Here is a 17,827-nt window from a genome sequence, read left to right on the forward strand (position 1 = left end):
GCGATCCCGTGGGGCCGACGCCCACCCCGGTGACATCGCCCCCTCACCCCACGCAGCACCATGTGTCGAAGGTGTGTGCGGGGTGAGGAGCAGACGTGGTGAGACGCAACTCATTCCGGCTGCCCAAGCATCCGGCGTCCGTCGGTCTCGCCCGGCGCCGGGTGCGGGACCATCTGGCCGACTGGGGCCACAGCGCCGGTGACCCGGCACTCGAGGACGTCGTCCTGCTCGTCTCCGAGCTGGCGACCAACGCGGTACGCCACGGGCCGCTCGTGGACAGGGAGTTCGAGGTCGCGGTGACCGCCCTCGCCGACGGTTCCTGCTTCATCGAGGTCTCCGACGAGGGCCTCGCCGAGCCCCGGCCCCGGCCGGTCGCCGACTGGGAGGAGACCGGCCGCGGGCTGCACCTGGTGGAGCACCTCGCCGCGGCATGGGGGATGTGGAGCCGGGGGCGCTACGGGAAGACGGTGTGGGCGCTGGTGGCCGCGGCCCCGTGACCCCACGGCGGCCGTGTGCGGAGCCGTACGCCGTCCCTCACGGTGACGGGGTCGATCCGTCTGCCGTTCCGTCCCTTACGGTGACGGGGTCGAGCCGTACGCCGTCAGGAAGCGGTCGCGGAACGCGCTCATCTTCCAGACCGGGGCGTTGTGTTCGGGCCGCAGGCCGTCCGTCCAGTTCCAGTCGGCGATCTTGTCGAGGACCTTCGGGTCCTTGGCGACGATGGAGACGGGCACGTCACGGCTGGCGTTGTTCCCGCTGACCCGGGCGATGGGCTGATGGTCGCCGAGGAAGACGAGCACGGTGTCCTTGTTGCCGTACTTCACCAGGTAGTCGATGAGGCTGGTCACCGAGTACTGGATCGACTTGCCGTACTCCTGCTTCGACTTGGTGGAGTCGGTGATGATGTCCGAGGGCTTCTTGCCGGCCTTCTCGATGGCTTTGTAGATCGAGCCGTCGCCGACCTGGTCCTGGGGGACCGTCTTGGGGATCGGTGCCCACGGCTGGTGGCTGGAGGTCAGGATGATCGTCGACATCAGCGGCTTGTCGTGCTTCTTGCCGTGCACCAGGCGCTCGAACGCGGTCAGGGCGTACTGGTCGGGCATGGTCGACCAGCTGAACTTCGGCCCCTTGTAGCCGAGTTTGTGGGAGTCGTAGAGCTTGTCTATGCCGTAGAAGTTCTGCTCCGGCCAGGCTTTCTGGATGCCCGGCATGATGCCGACCGTGTCCCAGGCACCCGTCTTCTTGAACGCGCCCGGCAGGGTCAGATGGTCGCCCGCGGTGACGGTGCGGTAGCGCTGCTGGTTGTTGATCCACAGACCCGACATGAAGGTGGAGTGCCCCAGCCAGCTGCTGCCGCCGTACGTCGCCGAGGTGAGCCAGCCGCTCTTCGCCGCGAACCCGGCCCCCCGCAGCTTCTGGTTCTCGGACGTGAGGGTCGCGTCGACGCCCGGCGCCATGACCGGGTCCTCGATGGCGCTGCGGCCGTAGCTCTCGATGAACGTGATCATCATGTCCTTGCCGCGCAGCCCCGTCAGCAACTGGTCCGGTGGGGTGTTCGCGAAGGCGTCCTTCTTGGCGACCTTCGCGAACGCCGCCTCGTCCCGGATCGTGTCCCGTACCCGCTCGGCACGGTCCTGGACGACCAGCGTCGTGTGCTCGGAGGCGAGCGGCACGCCGGTGAACTGCACGCCGAGCGCCGCGCAGGTGACCCAGACGATGGCCATCAACAGCGTCGTACGCGTCGCCGCCTCGGTGTGCCGGGCCAGCAGGTTGCCGAGCCGGACGACCGACAGTGTCATGAGGGCGAGCACGGCGATCACGATCAGCACGACCACGACGACGATGCCGAGCGCGCCCTTCTTGCCCATCGTGTCCTGGAGGTAGGACTGCGCGTCGCTGAACAGCGCCCAGTCGAGGACGACGTTGAATCCCCGGCCGAGGTATTCGTTGAAGCCCATGTCGAGGAAGTTCAGGATCGTCAGGGCGCCGAGGCTCAGTCCGGCGAGCGCCGCCACGATGATCCGCGGTGTGCGCGGCAGCACGATCAGAACGGCGGCGCCGAAGATCGCCTCCACCGGGATACGGACGAACTCGGCGAACCGGACGTCGTCGATCTTGCTCGGCATGAGCAGCGCGAACAGCACGAGCGCGGCGGCCAGGACGGTGGTGGTCCAGGCGAGGGCCCGGGCGGCGACAGGATACTTCGCACGCCAGCCGTGCCAGGGGCGCCGGGGGCGGGTGGGGGCGGCGGCTTCGCCTTCGGCCGGGATGGTTTCGGCGGGGGCTTCGTCTTCGGCCGGGATGGCTTCGGCGGGGGCTTCCGCGTCGGCTGGTGTGGTCTGGGCCGGGGACTCGTCCTCATCCGGGGCAGCGGCGTCCGGCTCGGGGCCGGTGGTATCCGGCTCGGAGGCGGAGGCGGAGGCGGAGGCGGAGGCGGAGGAGGAGGCGGAGGCGGAGGAGGAGGCGGAGATGGAGGCGTCCGGCGCGGCTGAGGCATCCGGTCCGGGCGAGTCCGTGGACGGCTCCGGTGTCGGCCCCGCCTCCGGGGGCGCCTCGTCCGTGTGCGGCAGCTGTCGAGAGCTCGTGTTGAACGACAACCCGGCGGTCCTTCCGTGCGAAGCCCGGTGGTGGCGCGGCGGACCATGCTGGGGACGTCGGGGCCGCCTTCATCTGTGTACGGCGCCACGGCTGCCCGTGTTCAATCGTCCTGGTCAGCTTCTGCCCAAGTCCGTTCTAGCAGGTCACCGCACCGGAAGCGGCACCGTCATCGCACCGAGAGCGGGGGTGTCACCGTCACCGCACCGACAAGCGCAAGCGTCACCGTCATTGCGCCGAGAGCGCGAGCGGGAGCGGCACCGTCACCGCACCGAGAGCGCGAGTGTCACCCTCACCGCACCGAAAACGCGAGCGTCACCGCGCCGACAAGGGCGAGCGTCGCCGCACCGAAAAGCGCAAGCGTCGCCGCACCGACAAGCGCGAGCGTCGCCGCACCGAAAAGCGCAAGCGTCACCGTGCCGGAAGCGTCACCGTCACCGCCAGCCCCTCGCCCGGGGCCGTCCGCACCGCCACCCCGCCACCGTGTGCTGTCACCACGCCCTGCACGATCGCCATGCCGAGCCCGCTGCCCGCCCCGCCGCCGGCCCGGAAGAACCGGTCGAAGATGCGCGCCGCGTCCTCCTCCACAAGCCCCGGTCCCTCGTCCGCGACACACAGGCGTATGACACCGTCCGCGCGTTCCAGACCGAGCCGCACCGGCACGTCGGCGGGCGTGTGGGTGCGGACGTTCCCCACCAGGTTGCCGAGCACCTGCCGCAGCCCCGACTCGTCGGCCCGCACGAGCAGCGTTCCGTCGGCGCCCACGGTCACCGGGCGCCCGGGCTGCTGGGCTCGCAGGTCCTCGGCCGCGTCCCGGACCAGGCGGCTCAAGTCGACGTTTCTGAAGCGCAGTTCGGGGCGCTGGTCGAGGCGGGCCAGGGTGAGCAGCTCGTCGACGAGCCGCCCCATGCGGTCGGCCTCCCCGTTCATCCGGTCCCAGGCCCGCCTGCGCTCGGCCGGATCGGTCAGCATGCCCTTCTCGTACAGCTGGAGATAGCCGCGGATGGCGGACAGCGGTGTGCGCAGTTCGTGCGAGGCGTCCCCGACGAACCGGCGCAGCTGGGCCGCGCTGCGCTCGCGCGTCCGGTACGCCGACTCGACCTGGTGGAGCATGGAGTTGAGGGCGAGCCGCAGCTGCTCGACCTCCTGGGTGGGATGGTGGCTGGAGGGCACGCGCCGGGTCAGATCGCCCTCGGCGATCGCCGACGAGGTCTCCACCATGGCCTCCAGAGGCCGCATCCGGCGGCGCACGCTGAACATCGTCAGGCACGCGAGCAGCGCCAACAGCAGGGTGCCGAAGGCCAGGTCGAGCTTGAGTGCCTTCGCGATGCCCTTGTGCAGTCCGTCGGTCGAGGTGGCGAGCAGCACGTACGTGCCGTCGGTGAGCCGTGCCCCGGTCGCCCGGTAGGGGGCGCCGTGCACGGTGACGTCGTGCGGTTCGGTGTCGGCGACGAGCGCGTGCGGTTCGCTCACGGCGTCGGCCAGGGCGCGCTGGGACGCGGTCGGCTTGAAGGTGCCGATGGCGATGGGGTTCCCGTGCCGGTCCACCGCGGTGAAGATCGAGTCCGGCTTCGGCGACTCGTCGGTGTGCGGGACGAGCCGGTCGCGAACGAACGCCAGCGCGCTCAAGGAGTCGATCTGCTCCATCGTGAGCCGCGCACTGCCCAGCGAGTCCCGTGTCTTGACCAGCTCCGCGTCGACCTGGTCGAGCAGATAGTGCCGCATGCCCATCAGGCTCACGGCGGTCGCCACCACGATGCCCAGGGCCAGCAGTCCCACGTTCGCCAGGGTCAGCTGGCCGCGGAGGGAGTGGATCCCGTGCCGGCAGCGGATGCGCGGGAACCTCCTCATGCCAGCCCGTATCCCACACCCCGCCGGGTGGTGATCACCGGCGGGCCCAGCGGTTCGAGCTTGCGCCGCAGATAGCTGATGTACGTCTCCACGACCGTCGACTCGGCCGTGTGCTCGTACTGCCACACATGGCGCAGGAGTTGCTCCTTGGGCACGATCCTTCCACCGTTGCGGACCAGGAAGCGCAGCAGGGCGTACTCGGTGGGGGTGAGCTCCGCCGTGCGGTCGCCGCGGTGGACGGAGTACGTCGTCTCGTCCAGCTCCAGGTCGCCGTAGCGCAGGGGCGGGCGCTGCGGCAGGACGTCTTCGGGGCGCGTACGGCGCAGTACGGCCGTGATCCGGGCGACAACCTCGTCGATGTTGAACGGTTTGGTGATGTAGTCGTCGCCGAAGCCGAGCGCGCCCACGATCTCGGCGGGCGCGTCCCGTGCGGTGAGGAAGACGACCGCCAAGCCCGGCTGGCGTGCGCGTAGTTCGCGTCCGAGGGCCCGCCCGTCGCCGTCCGGCAGCATCACGTCGAGCAGCGCGGCGTCGGGCATGGTGCGTTCGGCGAGCGTGAGCGCCTCGCGGACGGTGCCCGCGGTCATCACCTCGAAGCGGTGGTAGCGCAGCGCGATGGCGAGGACGTCCGCGATGCTCGGCTCGTCCTCGACGACGAGGACGGTGGCTCCCTCGTGAACGTTCATGCCCCCAGTATCCTTACGCCCCGCACGCCGTGGGCGGCTCCCGCCTTGGAGTTCCTTGAGAGTCATGGGCGGGCCCTGTCAACGGGTACCGGCCGCCGAGATCCTGAGGGCTCAGGACCCGGGGGAACCGATGAAGGAGCGTTGAGCGTGACGGCATTGGCACGGTGGTGCTATCGGCACCGGCTGGTGGTCCTGTTGCTGTGGGTGGGGGCACTGTTCGGTCTGGGCTTCGCGGCGTCCACCGCGGGCACGGACTACGCGAACGTCTTCTCCCTCCCGAACACGGACTCCAAGCGGGCGTACGACCTGATGGAGAAGGCCTTCCCGAACAGCGCTGGCGACACCGACACGGTGGTGTGGAAGGTCGACGAGGGAACGGTCCGTGACAAGTCCGTACGGTCCCGGATCCAGCCCGCGCTGGACAGGATCGGCAAAATGAAGGGCGTCGGCGAGATCGCCGGCCCGTACTCGGGGAAGCGGGGCGCGGCGCAGATCAGTGCGAACGGGCGGATCGCGTACGCCCAGATCACCTTCGCCGAGCAGGCGAACGCCGTACCCAAGGAACTGGTGCAGGACGTCGTCGACACCGCGCAGGCCACCGAACGGGGCGGACTCCAGGTCGAGTTGGGCGGACAGGCGATCCAGCGGGTGCAGGAGCCGCCCAGCGGACTCGCCGAGATGGTCGGCATCCTGGCCGCGGCGGTCGTGCTGTTCCTCGCCTTCGGCTCACTCTTCGCGATGCTGCTGCCGATCGGCATCGCCATCTTCGGCGTCGGCACCGGCCTGTTCTCCACGCAGCTGCTCAGCCATGTCACCGACGTGCCCGACCTGGCCCCGCTGCTCGCCACACTGATCGGGCTCGGCGTCGGCATCGACTACGCGCTGTTCATCGTCACCCGGCACCGGCGCGGCATCCTGCGCGGCATGGAACCGGAGGAGTCGGCGGTCACCGCGCTCAACACCTCGGGCCGGGCGGTGCTGTTCGCGGGCGGCACCGTGTGCATCGCGCTCGCGGGGATGCTCGTGACGAACCTGCGGTTCCTCGACGGCGTGGTCATCGGCACCTCGCTCACTGTCGTCTTCAGCGTGCTCGCGGCGGTCACGCTGCTGCCCGCGCTGCTCGGCGTCCTCGGCACCCGGGTGCTCAGCCGCCGCCAGCGGCGCAAGCTGGCGGCTGGAGGCCCCTCCCGCTCGAGCGAAGCCGAGAGTGGGGGAGGCCCCGAGCCGGAGCGGCCGAGCGGTGCCGCGGCGCGCTGGTCGGCCAACGTGCAGCGCCGCCCTCGTACCATCGCCGCCCTGGCCCTGGTCGTCATGGCGATCCTCGCGATCCCGGTCCTGTCGCTCCGTCTCGGCGCCACCGACCAGGGCAACGACGACGCCACGACGACGACCAGGAAGGCGTACGACCTGCTTGCCGAGGGCTTCGGGCCCGGCTTCAACGGTCCGTTGCAGGTGGTCGTGTCCAGCGGTGACACGGACGCCCTGGTGAAGGGCATCGGCGACACCGCCGGAGTCGCCCGGGCCGCCGCGCTGCCGCCCGCGCGGGGTGTGACGGTCATCCAGGTGGTGCCGACGACCTCACCGCAGTCGGAGAAGACCGATCAGCTCATCGACACGCTGCGGGACCGGGTGATCCCGGCCGCGGGGGCTCGGGCGCACGTCGGTGGGGTGACCGCCGTCTCCAAGGACTTCGCCACCATCACCGGTGACCGGCTGCCGTACTTCATCGCCACGATCATCGGCCTCGGCTTCCTGCTCCTGCTGGTCGCCTTCCGCTCCCTCGTGGTGCCGCTGACGGCCGCGCTGATGAACCTGATCGCGGCCGCCGCGTCCTTCGGCGTACTCACCGCGATCTTCCAGTGGGGCTGGGGCCTGGAGCTGCTCGGCCTCGGCAAGGAAGGACCGGTCAACGCCTTCCTGCCCGTCATCATGCTCTCGCTCCTCTTCGGCCTCTCGATGGACTACCAGGTGTTCCTGGTGAGCCGGATGCACGAGGAGTGGGTGCACACGAAGGACAACGCGCGCGCGGTGCGGGTGGGCCTCGCCGAGACCAGCAGGGTCATCAACTCCGCGGCCCTGATCATGGTCTGCGTCTTCCTCGCCTTCGTGCTGAGCGGCGACTCGGGGGCCGCGATGGCGGGCGTGGGCCTCGCGGCAGCCGTCGCCCTCGACGCCTTCATTCTCCGTACGGCCCTGGTGCCGGCCGCGATGCATCTGCTCGGCACGTCCAACTGGTGGCTTCCGGCCGGGCTGGAGAAGCGGCTGCCGAACCTGGCGGTGGAGCGCCGGGAACCGGTGCCCGGGGAAGCCGCCCCCGCGAGTGCCGGCGCGACGGTCGTGCACGGCTTCGTCCGCGACACCGAGGGCACGCCGGTCGGCGGTGCGGTCCTCACCCTGCTCTCCAAGGGCGGCCGCCGGCTGGACCGGGTGACGTCGCTGGCCGACGGCTCGTACATCGTGTCGGTGCCGGCCCCGGGGACGTATCTGCTGTCGGCGACGGCGCGCCCGTACGGGGCACGGGCACGGCATGTGATCGTGACGGACGAACCGCTGGTGCACGATGTGGAGTTGGCGGAGGGGGAAGTGGACGCGGTCAGCTGAGCCAAGCCGGGTAAGGGGCGTCCGCAAGGGCGGGCGTCCCTTACTCTTCGCCCTCTACCCCTTCTTCTTCGCGGGGTCCGGCAGCGCCTTGGACATCCCCGGCAGGAAGTCCGTGAACAGCTCGTGCACCTCGTGGACGAGGGGCCGCAGCACACGGAAGCGGGCAAGCGAGACGCCCCGCGCGGTGAGCCGTGCCCCGCGCTCGGCGAGCCGGTAGCTCCGCTCGCGCCCTTCCGTACGGTCGAAGACCCAGTAGAGGACGAGCCCCATCTGGGACAGCCACATCAACTCGGGCAGGACGTCCCGGAGTTCCTCGGGCACCTTGGTCTTCGCCCCGGCCAGCACCTCCCGGTGGACGCTGATGGCCTCCACGCGCGCGTGCTCCGACTCGGGGGAGAAGGGACTGAGCGGACTGTCCGGGTCGGCGGCGTTCTTGAAGAACTGCACCGCGAACTCGTGATACGGGATCGCGATGTCCAGCCACGCCTTCAGCACCCCGCCGAGCCGGGCCTCCAGATCCGTCTCACGGTCCAGCACCTCCCGCACCGCCGCCTGGTGCTCGGTGGCGATCCGGTCGTAGAAGCCCTGGATCAGGTGCTCCTTGCCGGCGAAGTAGTAGTACGCGTTCCCGACGGAGACCCCGGCCTCCTTGGCGATGGCCCGCATGGTCGTCTTGTCGTATCCCCGCTCCTGGAACAGCCGCATCGCCGTCTCGAGGATCAGGGCGCGGGTCTGCTCACTCTTCGCGGACCCTTTGGCGGGCGTCTCGTCGGGGCCGGGGCCCTGTGTTGGTGCTGGCACGGGGTCGAGCCTAACGAGTGGAATCTGTGGAACAGCCGCCGCTGTCACAGGCGACAGCCTCGTACGTCCATCCCGTGCCCGGGTCGTAACGCCACCCGTCGCCCCGCTGGTAGACGCTGCCGTCCCACCGGTCGGCGCTGTGGGCGGCCCGCCACTTGGCGGCGGCGAGGGCCGCGCCCTTCGCGAGCCGGGCACCCGCCGGAGTGCTGAGCCGGTGGGCCAGCGGCCGGTGCTCGCGCAACGCCCACAGGATGACGACCCAGGCGGCGGGCCCCTGGAAGACCTGCCCGCCGTCTCCTACGACGGTGATCTCGCCCAGGGTGACCTGGTGATCGAGCTCGGGGAACCGCCGCCGGGCCTCGTCGGACCCGGCCGGAACGAACCGGAGCGGCACCAGCTGCGCCTGCTTGCCGAGCCAGCCCCGCAGGTAGGCGCACAGGGAGCAGCGTGCGTCGTAGAGAACGGTGAGCCCGAGGACCGGGACGCGCGAGGCGTCCCGGTCGCGGGTGGCGGCGAGGCCGCCGGTCACCGGGCTCACGCCCCGGCCGTGGGCGCGACCCAGCCCGACGGCGCGACGGGCGGCACCTGCTCGCGCTCCATGACTCCCCGCCGCCGGATCTTGTTGAGGACGTACACGTTCCCCAGGTGCATGACCCCGAGGACGAGCAGCACCACGCCGAGCTTGGTCGACAGGGCCTCGAAGACCTCGCGGGCGGTGCCGATCTCGTCGTCCTGGTTCAGATAGAGCGCGACGAAGCCCAGGTTGACGAGGTAGAAGCCCACCACGAGCAGATGATTGACGGCCTCGGCGAGCTTCTCGTTCCCGTGCAGTACGTCCGCCAGGAAGATCCGCCCGTTGTGGCTCAGTGTGCGCGCCACCCAGACGGTCAGCGCAATGCTGACGACCAGGTAGATGACGTACGCGACGACTGTGAGATCCATGTCCCCACCCCTTCTTGAACGCGTTCAAAACGCTGTCAGGAAGAATGTAGACCTGCTTTTGAACATGTTCAAGTCGAGGTGGGCCATGGGTGATGGGGCGGTGGGCGGTGGCGGCGGGGGTCAGGTCCGGCGGGCCAGTTCGGGACGCTTGCCGTAGTCCGTGAGGCCGATGACGTTGCCCCAGGGGTCGGCGAACTCGACGGTCCAGCCGGTGGCGACGGGAGAGGGGGTGTCGAGCGACGGGACGCCCGCCGCGGCGAGGGCGGCGGCCGCGGCGCGCGCGTCCCGCACCTCCAGCCACACCCGCGGCGAGGCCCACGGCGGCGGCCGATGGCTCAACTCCTCGTCCAGCCGCAGCAGCACGCCGGGCGTCTCCTTGCCCACCTTCAGCAGCGCGATCCCGGCCTCGTCGAGCCGGAACGCCACGGGAAACCCGGCCCGCTCGTAGAAGGCCACCGCCTGGTCCAGGTCGCCGACGGCCAGGAGCACATTGTCGAAGCCGAGCAGTTCGTACGACTCTTCATCTGACATGCCATCAGATTAGGTACCGCTCCGCCTTCCCCCACAGGGGCAGACCGTGAGGGTCCCTCAGGTGGTGCAAGGCCGAGCCCAGCACGGTGGGGTCCAGGTCACCGTTCCCTTCGAGATCGAGATCGAGATCGAGATCGACCTGACGGCCGTCAACCGGCGGAGGCGACGGCTCGCAGCCCGCGCAGGACTGAGCTGCGAGGTGGCCGACCGCGGAGCGAGGCTCAGAGCGGGGAGATCTCCACCCGGCCCGAGTACCGGCCGCCGACCTGAGCCGCCAGCCACTCGACGCGGGGGATGTGGTCGTCACTCGGTACGTGGACGTAGACCGTGTGGTCCGGGGACGGTTCGTCCTGATAGATGTCCCGGGAGTTGAGCGCGAGGGTGAGGTAGGCGTACTTCTGGGAGATGGTCGGCAGGCCTGCCTCGGGCACCTCCGGCCAGGCATTGAGGTCCCAGCGGACGGCTACGGGGCTCGGGCCCATCGCGGCGACGAAGGGCTCCGCCACATCCAGGGAGTTGCACCAGTCGAACACCCGGATGGGCAGGCAGCCCGCCGGGTCGTCGCCGGCCTCCGACGAACCGTCTTCCTTGTCGGCCTTCGCCCACCATTCGAGGTCCGGAAGCACATGCAGTACGCGTGCCAGGACGTCCGGCGAGTCGATCACGCCCTCGAAGTCGACCTCCGCCTGATGGAGATCCGCGATGTCCAGCAGGGTGCGTACGGCGCGCAGCGCTTCGGCGAGATCGGGCGTGGTGAGGACGGCCGCCGCGCGGGAGTTGCTCATACCGGAAGCGTAGAGGCGAGCCGATCCCCCGGGTCACCCGGCCCGGTGATCGATTGTCGGCGGACGCCGCGGCGGATAGAGCCGGAGGCGCAGACCGAGCAGGCACTCAAGGCCTGACCCATTCCCCGGAGCCACGCTCCCCCTTGGGGCTGATCGTCGCCCTGCGCGCCCCGGTCGGATGCGCAACCAGAACACGGCTCAGAACGAGAAGCCGCCCCGTACCCCCATCGCTCCCCCTAAAGCCAAGTGTCCATCGAGTGTGCCGCCAACCCCCTCCAGCAGACCATGTACACGACGTAGGCCCCGCTCCCACAAGGGAACGGGGCCTACGTAGACGTACCGGAAGGGACGTCAGAAACGCCGAGTGATCAGCGCCCTCTTCACTTCCTGGATCGCCTTCGTGACCTCGATGCCGCGCGGGCAGGCGTCCGTGCAGTTGAACGTGGTGCGGCAGCGCCACACGCCGTCCTTGTCGTTCAGGATCTCCAGTCGCTGCTCGCCCGCCTCGTCACGCGAGTCGAAGATGAAGCGGTGGGCGTTGACGATGGCGGCCGGGCCGAAGTACTGGCCGTCGTTCCAGAACACCGGGCAGGACGACGTGCACGCCGCGCACAGGATGCACTTGGTCGTGTCGTCGAAGCGTTCCCGGTCCTCCGCCGACTGGAGGCGTTCCCGCGTCGGCTCGTTCGTGTCCTTCGTGATGAGGAAGGGCATGACATCGCGGTACGCCTGGAAGAACGGATCCATGTCGACCACGAGGTCCTTGAGGACCGTCAGGCCCTTTATGGCCTCGACCGTGATCGGCTTCTCCGGGTTGATGTCCTTGATCAGCGTCTTGCAGGCAAGGCGGTTCTTGCCGTTGATCCGCATGGCGTCCGAGCCGCAGATGCCGTGCGCGCAGGACCGTCGGAACGTGAGAGTTCCGTCCAGGTCCCACTTGATCTTGTGCAGCGCGTCGAGGACACGCTCCTTGGGGTCGATCTCCAGCTGGAAGTCTTCCCAGGCCGCCTCCGCCGAGACTTCGGAGTTGAAGCGGCGGATGCGGAAGGTGACCGTGATGTACGGGGAGTCGGCGAAGCCGGGCTCGGGGGCCGCGTCCGCCTTGTCCAGGGTCGGGGTTGCCATCAGTACTTACGCTCCATCGGCTGGTAGCGGGTCTGGACGACCGGCTTGTAGTCGAGACGGATGGACTCGGTGCCGTCGTCGCCGACCTCGCGGTACGCCATGGTGTGGCGCATGAAGTTGACGTCGTCGCGGTTCGGGTAGTCCTCGCGGTAGTGACCGCCGCGGGACTCCTTGCGGGCGAGCGCGGAGACCGCCATGACCTCGGCCAGGTCGAGCAGGTTGCCCAGCTCGATGGCCTCGAGCAGGTCGGTGTTGAACCGCTTGCCCTTGTCCTGGATCGAGACGTTCGTGTAGCGCTCGCGCAGCTCCGCGATCTTCTCGACCGCCGTCTTGATCGTCTGCTCGGTGCGGAACACCATCACGTTGGCGTCCATGCACTCCTGCAGCTCCCGGCGGATGTCGGCGACCCGCTCGGTGCCGGTGGAGCCGCGCAGCCGCTCGACCTGCGAGACGACGAGCGACGCCGGGTCCTCGGGCAGCTCGATGTAGCCGGCCTTCGCCGAGTACTCGGCGGCGGCGATGCCCGCGCGCTTTCCGAACACGTTGATGTCCAGGAGCGAGTTGGTGCCCAGACGGTTGGCGCCGTGCACCGAGACGCAGGCGACCTCGCCGGCCGCGTACAGGCCCGGGACGACCGTCGTGTTGTCGCTCAGCACCTCACCCTCGACGTTCGTCGGGATGCCGCCCATCGCGTAGTGCGCCGTGGGCTGGATCGGGATCGGGTCCGTGTAGGGCTCGATGCCGAGGTAGGTGCGCGCGAACTCGGTGATGTCCGGGAGCTTCGCGTCCAGCTGCTCCGGCGGAAGGTGCGTCAGGTCGAGGTAGACGTGGTCGCCCTCGGGTCCGCAGCCGCGGCCTTCGCGGATCTCGGTGTAGATCGACCGCGATACGACGTCACGGGACGCGAGGTCCTTCATGACCGGCGCGTACTTCTCCATGAAGCGCTCGCCGTCCTTGTTGCGGAGGATGCCGCCCTCACCGCGGGCGCCCTCCGTCAGCAGGATGCCCATGCGCCAGATGCCGGTCGGGTGGAACTGGAAGAACTCCATGTCCTCCAGCGGCAGCCCGCGACGGTAGACCGCCGCCTGGCCGTCACCGGTCAGCGTGTGCGCGTTGGAGGTCACCTTGAAGAACTTGCCGGTGCCGCCGGACGCGTAGATCACGGCCTTCGCCTGGAAGACGTGGATCTCGCCGGTTGCGAGCTCATACGCGACGACGCCCGCGGAGTGCTTGACGCCGTCGACCTCGACGATCAGCTGGTCGAGGACGTAGAACTCGTTGAAGAACTCCACGCCCTCCTTGACGCAGTTCTGGTACAGCGTCTGGAGGATCATGTGGCCGGTGCGGTCCGCGGCGTAGCAGGACCGGCGGACCGGGGCCTCGCCGTGGTTGCGGGAGTGACCGCCGAAGCGGCGCTGGTCGATCGTCCCGTTCGGCGTCCGGTTGAACGGCAGGCCCATCTTCTCCAGGTCGAGGACCGAGTCGATGGCCTCCTTCGCCAGGATCTCGGCGGCGTCCTGGTCGACCAGGTAGTCACCGCCCTTGACCGTGTCGAAGGTGTGCCACTCCCAGTTGTCCTCCTCCACGTTGGCGAGCGCGGCGGCCATGCCGCCCTGCGCGGCGCCCGTGTGGGACCGGGTCGGGTAGAGCTTCGTCAGCACGGCGGTGCGGCTGCGCTTCGTCGCCTCGATGGCGGCGCGCATGCCGGCGCCGCCGGCGCCGACGATGACGGTGTCGTACTTGTGGATCTTCATGAGTGGTTGCCTCAGCCCCGTGCCTAGCGGATGTTCGGGTCGAAGGTGAAGATCACCAGCGTGCCCAGCAGGATCGTGAACACCGTGGCGGTGTAGAGCAGGCCCTTCAGCCACAGGCGCGTGTTAGCGCGCTCCGCGTAGTCGTTGATGACGGTACGCAGGCCGTTGGCGCCGTGCAGCATCGCGAGCCACAGCATCGCGAGGTCCCAGGCCTGCCACCAGGGGGACGCCCAGCGGCCGGCCACGAAGGCGAAGCCGATCTTGGAGACGCCGCCGTCGAGGACGAGCTGGATGAGCAGGTGGCCGAGGACCAGGACGACCAGGACGATGCCGGACAGGCGCATGAAGAGCCAGCCGTACATCTCGAAGTTGCCGCGGGTCGACTTCGGGGTCTTCTTGGTGCGCTGGCGAGGGGCCTCGATGAGCGGGGCCGGGTTGTCGACGCCGTACGCCGAGAACGAGCCCGCGCCCTCGACGGGGCCGATGCCGGAAGCGGCGGTGTCAGTAGTGGACATCTGCGTCAGCTCCCGAAGACTTCGCGGAATGCGTGCCCGAGGACGGGGTACAGGGCCCCGGCCATCAGCACGACCCAGATACCGACGACGGACCAGAGCATCTGCTTCTGGTAGCGCGGGCCCTTGGACCAGAAGTCGACGGCGATGACACGCAGGCCGTTGAGCGCGTGGAAGAGGATGGCGGCGACGAGGCCGTACTCCATCAGCGCGACGATCGGCGTCTTGTACGTGGACACGACCTTGTCGTAGTCCTCGGGGGAGACACGGACAAGAGCGGTGTCCAGCACGTGTACGAACAGGAAGAAGAAGATGAGGACGCCGGTGACTCGGTGAGCCACCCAGGACCACATTCCTTCCCGGCCGCGGTACAGCGTTCCAGCCGGCACGGAAGAACCCTCCGAAAGCGGGGATTGGGGCCGCGCCGGCTTCTGTGTCGGTCGGGCCCGGCCGGGTACGGTCCACCGGCCCCGGCCATCGTAGCGACGACTTGTCGGAACGCTTACAGCGGGCCCGTCTGTGTGATCAAACAGGCAATCAAACAGGCACGTACGGGCTATCGGGGCGGTCCGAATCCGAAGAATCTGTAGATTCCGTAGATTGTGCCGATTCCGCCGACCCCGAGTACTCCTCGAACGTACGTACAAGGCGGGCGAGGCGGCCGCGGGCGAGCCGTCTGAGTTCCTCGGCCGTGAGGACGCGTTCCTCCTCGGGGTCGCTGGTCAGGCGGCCCCGGATGCCGGCGAGCACCTGGTCGAGGGCCTCCTCCGGGGCGAAGTCGTCCAGGCAGATCACGAACACATGACCGAACCGGCTCTCGTACGCGGCGTGCGCGGCGCTCAGCGCGGTGTGGGCGGCGGAGTAGGCGCTGTCCGGGAGCGGCGCGAGCGACTCGCCGGCCAGTGCCTCCGCGATGTCGGCGGCGGTCAGGTCGTACGCCGCCTCGTCGCCCGCGGCGAGCAGCGCGTCCAGGTCCGGGTAGGGCCGGTGGTCGGCCAGGCGGTGGGCCCAGCGCAGGCTGCGGCAGCAGGTGAGCAGGGCACGGGTGATCTCGTCGGCGGGTGCGGAGTTGAACCCCTCCAGGCGGGCCGGGGACGGCGCCGCGCTCTTCTGCTCGGGGAGGCGTGGGAGACGGTGCGACGTCAGCGTGGGTCCTCGGCGGTGGAAGGGGGAGGAGTGAACGTTGTGAGAGTTGTGCCGCTCACGCTATCGAGGGGCGTCGGGAGGTGTCCGACGGATGCCCGAATTTCACCCGCACGGGAGAGTTTCGGAATGTGTGGTGGACGGTTTGGGGTGGCGGGGGCGGGCTCGGTTCGCTGGAGTGGACCTCGGTGGAAAGTGAGGACTGTGATGCGCATGGTGATCGTCAGCCGGGGTGTGGTGGGTCGGGGCCGCGCCGGTACATCCGCCCGCATCCGAACGGATCGGCTGTGGGTGAGAACGGTGCTGTCTCTTCTTGACCCGTCCGGATACGGGCATTCGATGTACCGACACGGCCCCTTCCGTACGGGGGCGGCTGCCGCCCGGTGGGGGCGGGCGAGGTGCCGATGCGGCCCTTCCCGGCGTGGGCGACTGCGGGGGCGCGAGTCCATAGGCGTGGGTGGTGTGAGTGGTGTGAGTGGTGTGAGTGGTGTGAGTGGTGTGGCTGGTGCCGGTGGTGCCGGTGGTGCCGGTGGTGTGGCTCGGGGGCGATCTTTCAGCCCCGGCCGGCAGCTTTCAGCCCGTCCGGCGTTTGAGGACGAGGCCGTTCAGGCCGAAGCGGGGGGCTGGGGGCGGCAGCCCCCAGGGACGGGAAGGGTAGGGGCGGCGGGGGCGAAGAACGCGGGTGACCGCAGCGCCGGGCGGGGGGTGCGGCGATGAGCGGCGGCGCGCGGCGGGCGGCGCCCGTGAAGCGCCGGGCCGTGGTCGTCACGGGCGGCGTCGTCGCGGCGGGAGCCGTCGCCGCGGTGGCCGTCGCGGTCTGGCCCGGTGGTGCCGGAGGCGGCGGCGAGTCAGCCGGTGCGAGTGTGCCGTCGGCCGCCACGACGAAGGCCTCGTCCGCGAGCTCGCCGACCGCAAAGCCCTCTCCGTCACCCAGTCGGACCTACCCCCTGTCCCAGACTCCGCGCACCATTCCCGCCGTACGCCAGCACACCCCCGCCCGAGGGCCCGGCTGGCGCCCCGCCACCGGGGCCCGCGTCGTCGTGGACCACGGCGGCCTCGCCGATGAGGGGCGGCTGCTGGCCGGAGAGCTGAAGCTGACGTACGCCGGTCAGGCGGCGCCCCGGGCCGGCGATGTCGAGCTGGGCCTCGACCACGGGACGGCGGGCTCGGAGTCGTACACCATGACCGTCAAGAACGGCCGGGTCACTATCACCGCCCCCGCCGACGCCGGCGTCTTCTACGGCACGCGCACCCTCAAGCAGGAGGTGCACGGCGGCGGCACGGCGCCCGAGGGCGTCGTGCGCGACCGGCCCGCGAAGCCGCAGCGCGGGTTCATGCTCGACATCGCCCGCAAGCACTTCACCGCGGCCTGGATCGAGGACCGTGTCCGTGAGCTGGGCGACCTGAAGTTCAACCAGCTGGGCCTGCACTTCTCCGACGACCAGGGTTTTCGCATCGAGTCCGACACGCACCCCGAGATCGTGTCGAAGGAGCACCTCACCAAGGCGGAGGTCCGCCGGATCCTCGACCTCGCGGCGAGCCGGCACATCACCGTCGTGCCCGAGATCGACTCCCCGGGGCATCTGGGTGCCGTGATCGCCGCGCATCCCGACCTTCAGTTGCGTAACGCACAAGGGGTCGCCACGCGCGGGGCCGTCGACATCTCCAAGCCCGCCGCGGCGAACATCGTCGACGATCTGCTCAACGAGTACGCGGATCTCTTCCCCGGCCCCTACTGGCACCTCGGCGGCGACGAGTACCAGGCGCTGACGGTGGCGAACCCGGCGGTGTCCTTCCCTCAGCTGGCCGCCGCGGCCAGGGACGCCTACGGCTCCGGTGCGAGCGTCGCGGACCTGGCGACCGGATGGCTCAACAACCGCGCCAGGGTGGTGAGCGGGCACCACCGGACGCCACGGGCCTGGAACGACGGGTTCTTCCGCGGCGGCACGGTCCAGGCCGACGGCGATATCCAGGTGGCGTACTGGACCGGCAAGGAGATAGGCGCCAGGCAGCCGTCCGAGTATCTGAGCGCGGGCCGCAAGGTCCTCAACTACAACGACGAGTACCTCTATTACGTCCTCGGGCAGCCGCAGACCTTCGTCTACCCGACCGGGCAGCGCATCTACGAACAGTGGACCCCGCTCGTGCTGCGCGGCACGGCGCCGGTCGCCGCCAGGTACGACGCCCAGATCCTCGGCGGCTCCTTCGCCGTCTGGTGCGATCGCGCGGGCGCGCAGACCCAGGACCAGATCGCGGCCGGCATCCGTATGCCGCTGCGCGCGACGGTCCAGAAACTGTGGGATCCCGGCAGACCGGCGCTGTCCTGGACGGACTTCCGGAAGCTCGCGGACCGGCTGGGCTGAGAACGGCTGGACGTACGGGAGGCTCGAACCGTATCTTCCGGATGCGTATTCGTGTGCCGGGCGTGACCCCTGGGGAGGGGCGCGTCCGGCTTCTTGTGTCGGCACGGTCCTTCGTGCCGGGAAATCCGGGGGGTTCCC

At 69.7% G+C, this 17,827-nt stretch carries 17 protein-coding genes; 3 read left to right on the forward strand and 14 right to left on the reverse strand.

Annotation, left to right across the window (positions count from 1 at the left end; translation table 11 throughout):
- Positions 1-95 precede the first annotated feature (95 nt).
- Positions 96-497: an ATP-binding protein gene (locus AB0D27_RS06210; protein ID WP_362502725.1), complete on the forward strand. Its 402-nt coding sequence runs from the start codon at positions 96-98 to the stop codon at positions 495-497.
- A gap of 75 nt (positions 498-572) precedes the next feature.
- On the opposite strand, the gene AB0D27_RS06215 is transcribed toward AB0D27_RS06210, so the two are convergent.
- The 4 genes from AB0D27_RS06215 to AB0D27_RS06230 form a co-directional block, all read right to left on the reverse strand.
- Positions 573-2,270 (reverse strand): sulfatase-like hydrolase/transferase, encoded by a 1,698-nt coding sequence (locus tag AB0D27_RS06215; RefSeq protein WP_362502899.1) that lies wholly within the window; start codon positions 2,268-2,270, stop codon positions 573-575.
- 617 nt (positions 2,271-2,887) lie between these two features.
- Positions 2,888-3,010 (reverse strand): hypothetical protein, encoded by a 123-nt coding sequence (locus tag AB0D27_RS06220; protein ID WP_362502728.1) that lies wholly within the window; start codon positions 3,008-3,010, stop codon positions 2,888-2,890.
- The gene (locus tag AB0D27_RS06225) at positions 3,007-4,446 is read right to left on the reverse strand and encodes a HAMP domain-containing sensor histidine kinase (protein WP_362502731.1); all 1,440 of its coding nucleotides are present in this window, start codon (positions 4,444-4,446) and stop codon (positions 3,007-3,009) included. The genes AB0D27_RS06220 and AB0D27_RS06225 overlap by 4 nt, the downstream gene beginning before the upstream one ends.
- On the reverse strand, positions 4,443-5,132 hold the full coding sequence (locus AB0D27_RS06230; RefSeq protein ID WP_362502734.1) for a response regulator transcription factor: 690 nt from the start codon (positions 5,130-5,132) through the stop codon (positions 4,443-4,445). Before AB0D27_RS06230 ends, AB0D27_RS06225 begins: the two co-directional genes overlap by 4 nt.
- A 156-nt stretch (positions 5,133-5,288) precedes the next feature.
- Here AB0D27_RS06230 and AB0D27_RS06235 point away from each other — a divergent pair, with 156 nt between their 5' ends.
- On the forward strand, positions 5,289-7,733 hold the full coding sequence (locus AB0D27_RS06235) for an MMPL family transporter (protein WP_362502902.1): 2,445 nt from the start codon (positions 5,289-5,291) through the stop codon (positions 7,731-7,733).
- A 54-nt stretch (positions 7,734-7,787) separates the two neighbouring features.
- On the opposite strand, the gene AB0D27_RS06240 is transcribed toward AB0D27_RS06235, so the two are convergent.
- From AB0D27_RS06240 to AB0D27_RS06285, 10 genes are all read right to left on the reverse strand, one after another.
- Positions 7,788-8,534: a TetR family transcriptional regulator gene (locus tag AB0D27_RS06240; RefSeq protein ID WP_362502736.1), complete on the reverse strand. Its 747-nt coding sequence runs from the start codon at positions 8,532-8,534 to the stop codon at positions 7,788-7,790.
- Positions 8,535-8,544: 10 nt separating this feature from the next.
- Positions 8,545-9,072, reverse strand: a complete 528-nt coding sequence (locus AB0D27_RS06245; RefSeq protein WP_362502739.1) for a DCC1-like thiol-disulfide oxidoreductase family protein — start codon at positions 9,070-9,072, stop codon at positions 8,545-8,547.
- Positions 9,069-9,476: a hypothetical protein gene (locus tag AB0D27_RS06250; protein WP_362502742.1), complete on the reverse strand. Its 408-nt coding sequence runs from the start codon at positions 9,474-9,476 to the stop codon at positions 9,069-9,071. The genes AB0D27_RS06245 and AB0D27_RS06250 overlap by 4 nt, the downstream gene beginning before the upstream one ends.
- Positions 9,477-9,596: 120 nt before the next feature.
- Positions 9,597-10,007, reverse strand: coding sequence for a VOC family protein (locus tag AB0D27_RS06255; RefSeq protein ID WP_362502745.1), 411 nt, complete (start codon positions 10,005-10,007; stop codon positions 9,597-9,599).
- A 221-nt stretch (positions 10,008-10,228) separates the two neighbouring features.
- Entirely contained in the window at positions 10,229-10,792 is a 564-nt protein-coding gene (locus tag AB0D27_RS06260) for a hypothetical protein (protein WP_362502748.1), read from the reverse strand.
- Between the two features lie 351 nt (positions 10,793-11,143).
- Positions 11,144-11,917 (reverse strand): succinate dehydrogenase iron-sulfur subunit, encoded by a 774-nt coding sequence (locus tag AB0D27_RS06265; protein ID WP_362502751.1) that lies wholly within the window; start codon positions 11,915-11,917, stop codon positions 11,144-11,146.
- Positions 11,917-13,671: a succinate dehydrogenase flavoprotein subunit gene (gene sdhA / locus AB0D27_RS06270; RefSeq protein ID WP_362502754.1), complete on the reverse strand. Its 1,755-nt coding sequence runs from the start codon at positions 13,669-13,671 to the stop codon at positions 11,917-11,919. The genes AB0D27_RS06265 and sdhA overlap by 1 nt, the downstream gene beginning before the upstream one ends.
- Before the next feature lie 23 nt (positions 13,672-13,694).
- Complete coding sequence (locus AB0D27_RS06275) at positions 13,695-14,186, reverse strand: succinate dehydrogenase hydrophobic membrane anchor subunit (RefSeq protein ID WP_362502757.1); 492 nt, start codon at positions 14,184-14,186, stop codon at positions 13,695-13,697.
- A gap of 5 nt (positions 14,187-14,191) precedes the next feature.
- Positions 14,192-14,572, reverse strand: a complete 381-nt coding sequence (gene sdhC / locus AB0D27_RS06280) for a succinate dehydrogenase, cytochrome b556 subunit (RefSeq protein WP_362502760.1) — start codon at positions 14,570-14,572, stop codon at positions 14,192-14,194.
- Positions 14,573-14,720: 148 nt separating this feature from the next.
- Positions 14,721-15,329 carry a 2-oxo-4-hydroxy-4-carboxy-5-ureidoimidazoline decarboxylase gene (locus AB0D27_RS06285; protein ID WP_362502905.1) on the reverse strand — a complete coding sequence of 203 codons (609 nt, stop codon included), beginning with the start codon at positions 15,327-15,329 and terminating at the stop codon, positions 14,721-14,723.
- Positions 15,330-16,039: 710 nt separating this feature from the next.
- On the opposite strand from AB0D27_RS06285, the gene AB0D27_RS06290 reads away from it, so the two are divergent.
- On the forward strand, positions 16,040-17,689 hold the full coding sequence (locus AB0D27_RS06290) for a glycoside hydrolase family 20 protein (protein ID WP_362502763.1): 1,650 nt from the start codon (positions 16,040-16,042) through the stop codon (positions 17,687-17,689).
- Positions 17,690-17,827: the final 138 nt, after the last annotated feature.

Source organism: Streptomyces sp. NPDC048415 (assembly GCF_040651675.1).
Classification (GTDB): domain Bacteria; phylum Actinomycetota; class Actinomycetes; order Streptomycetales; family Streptomycetaceae; genus Streptomyces.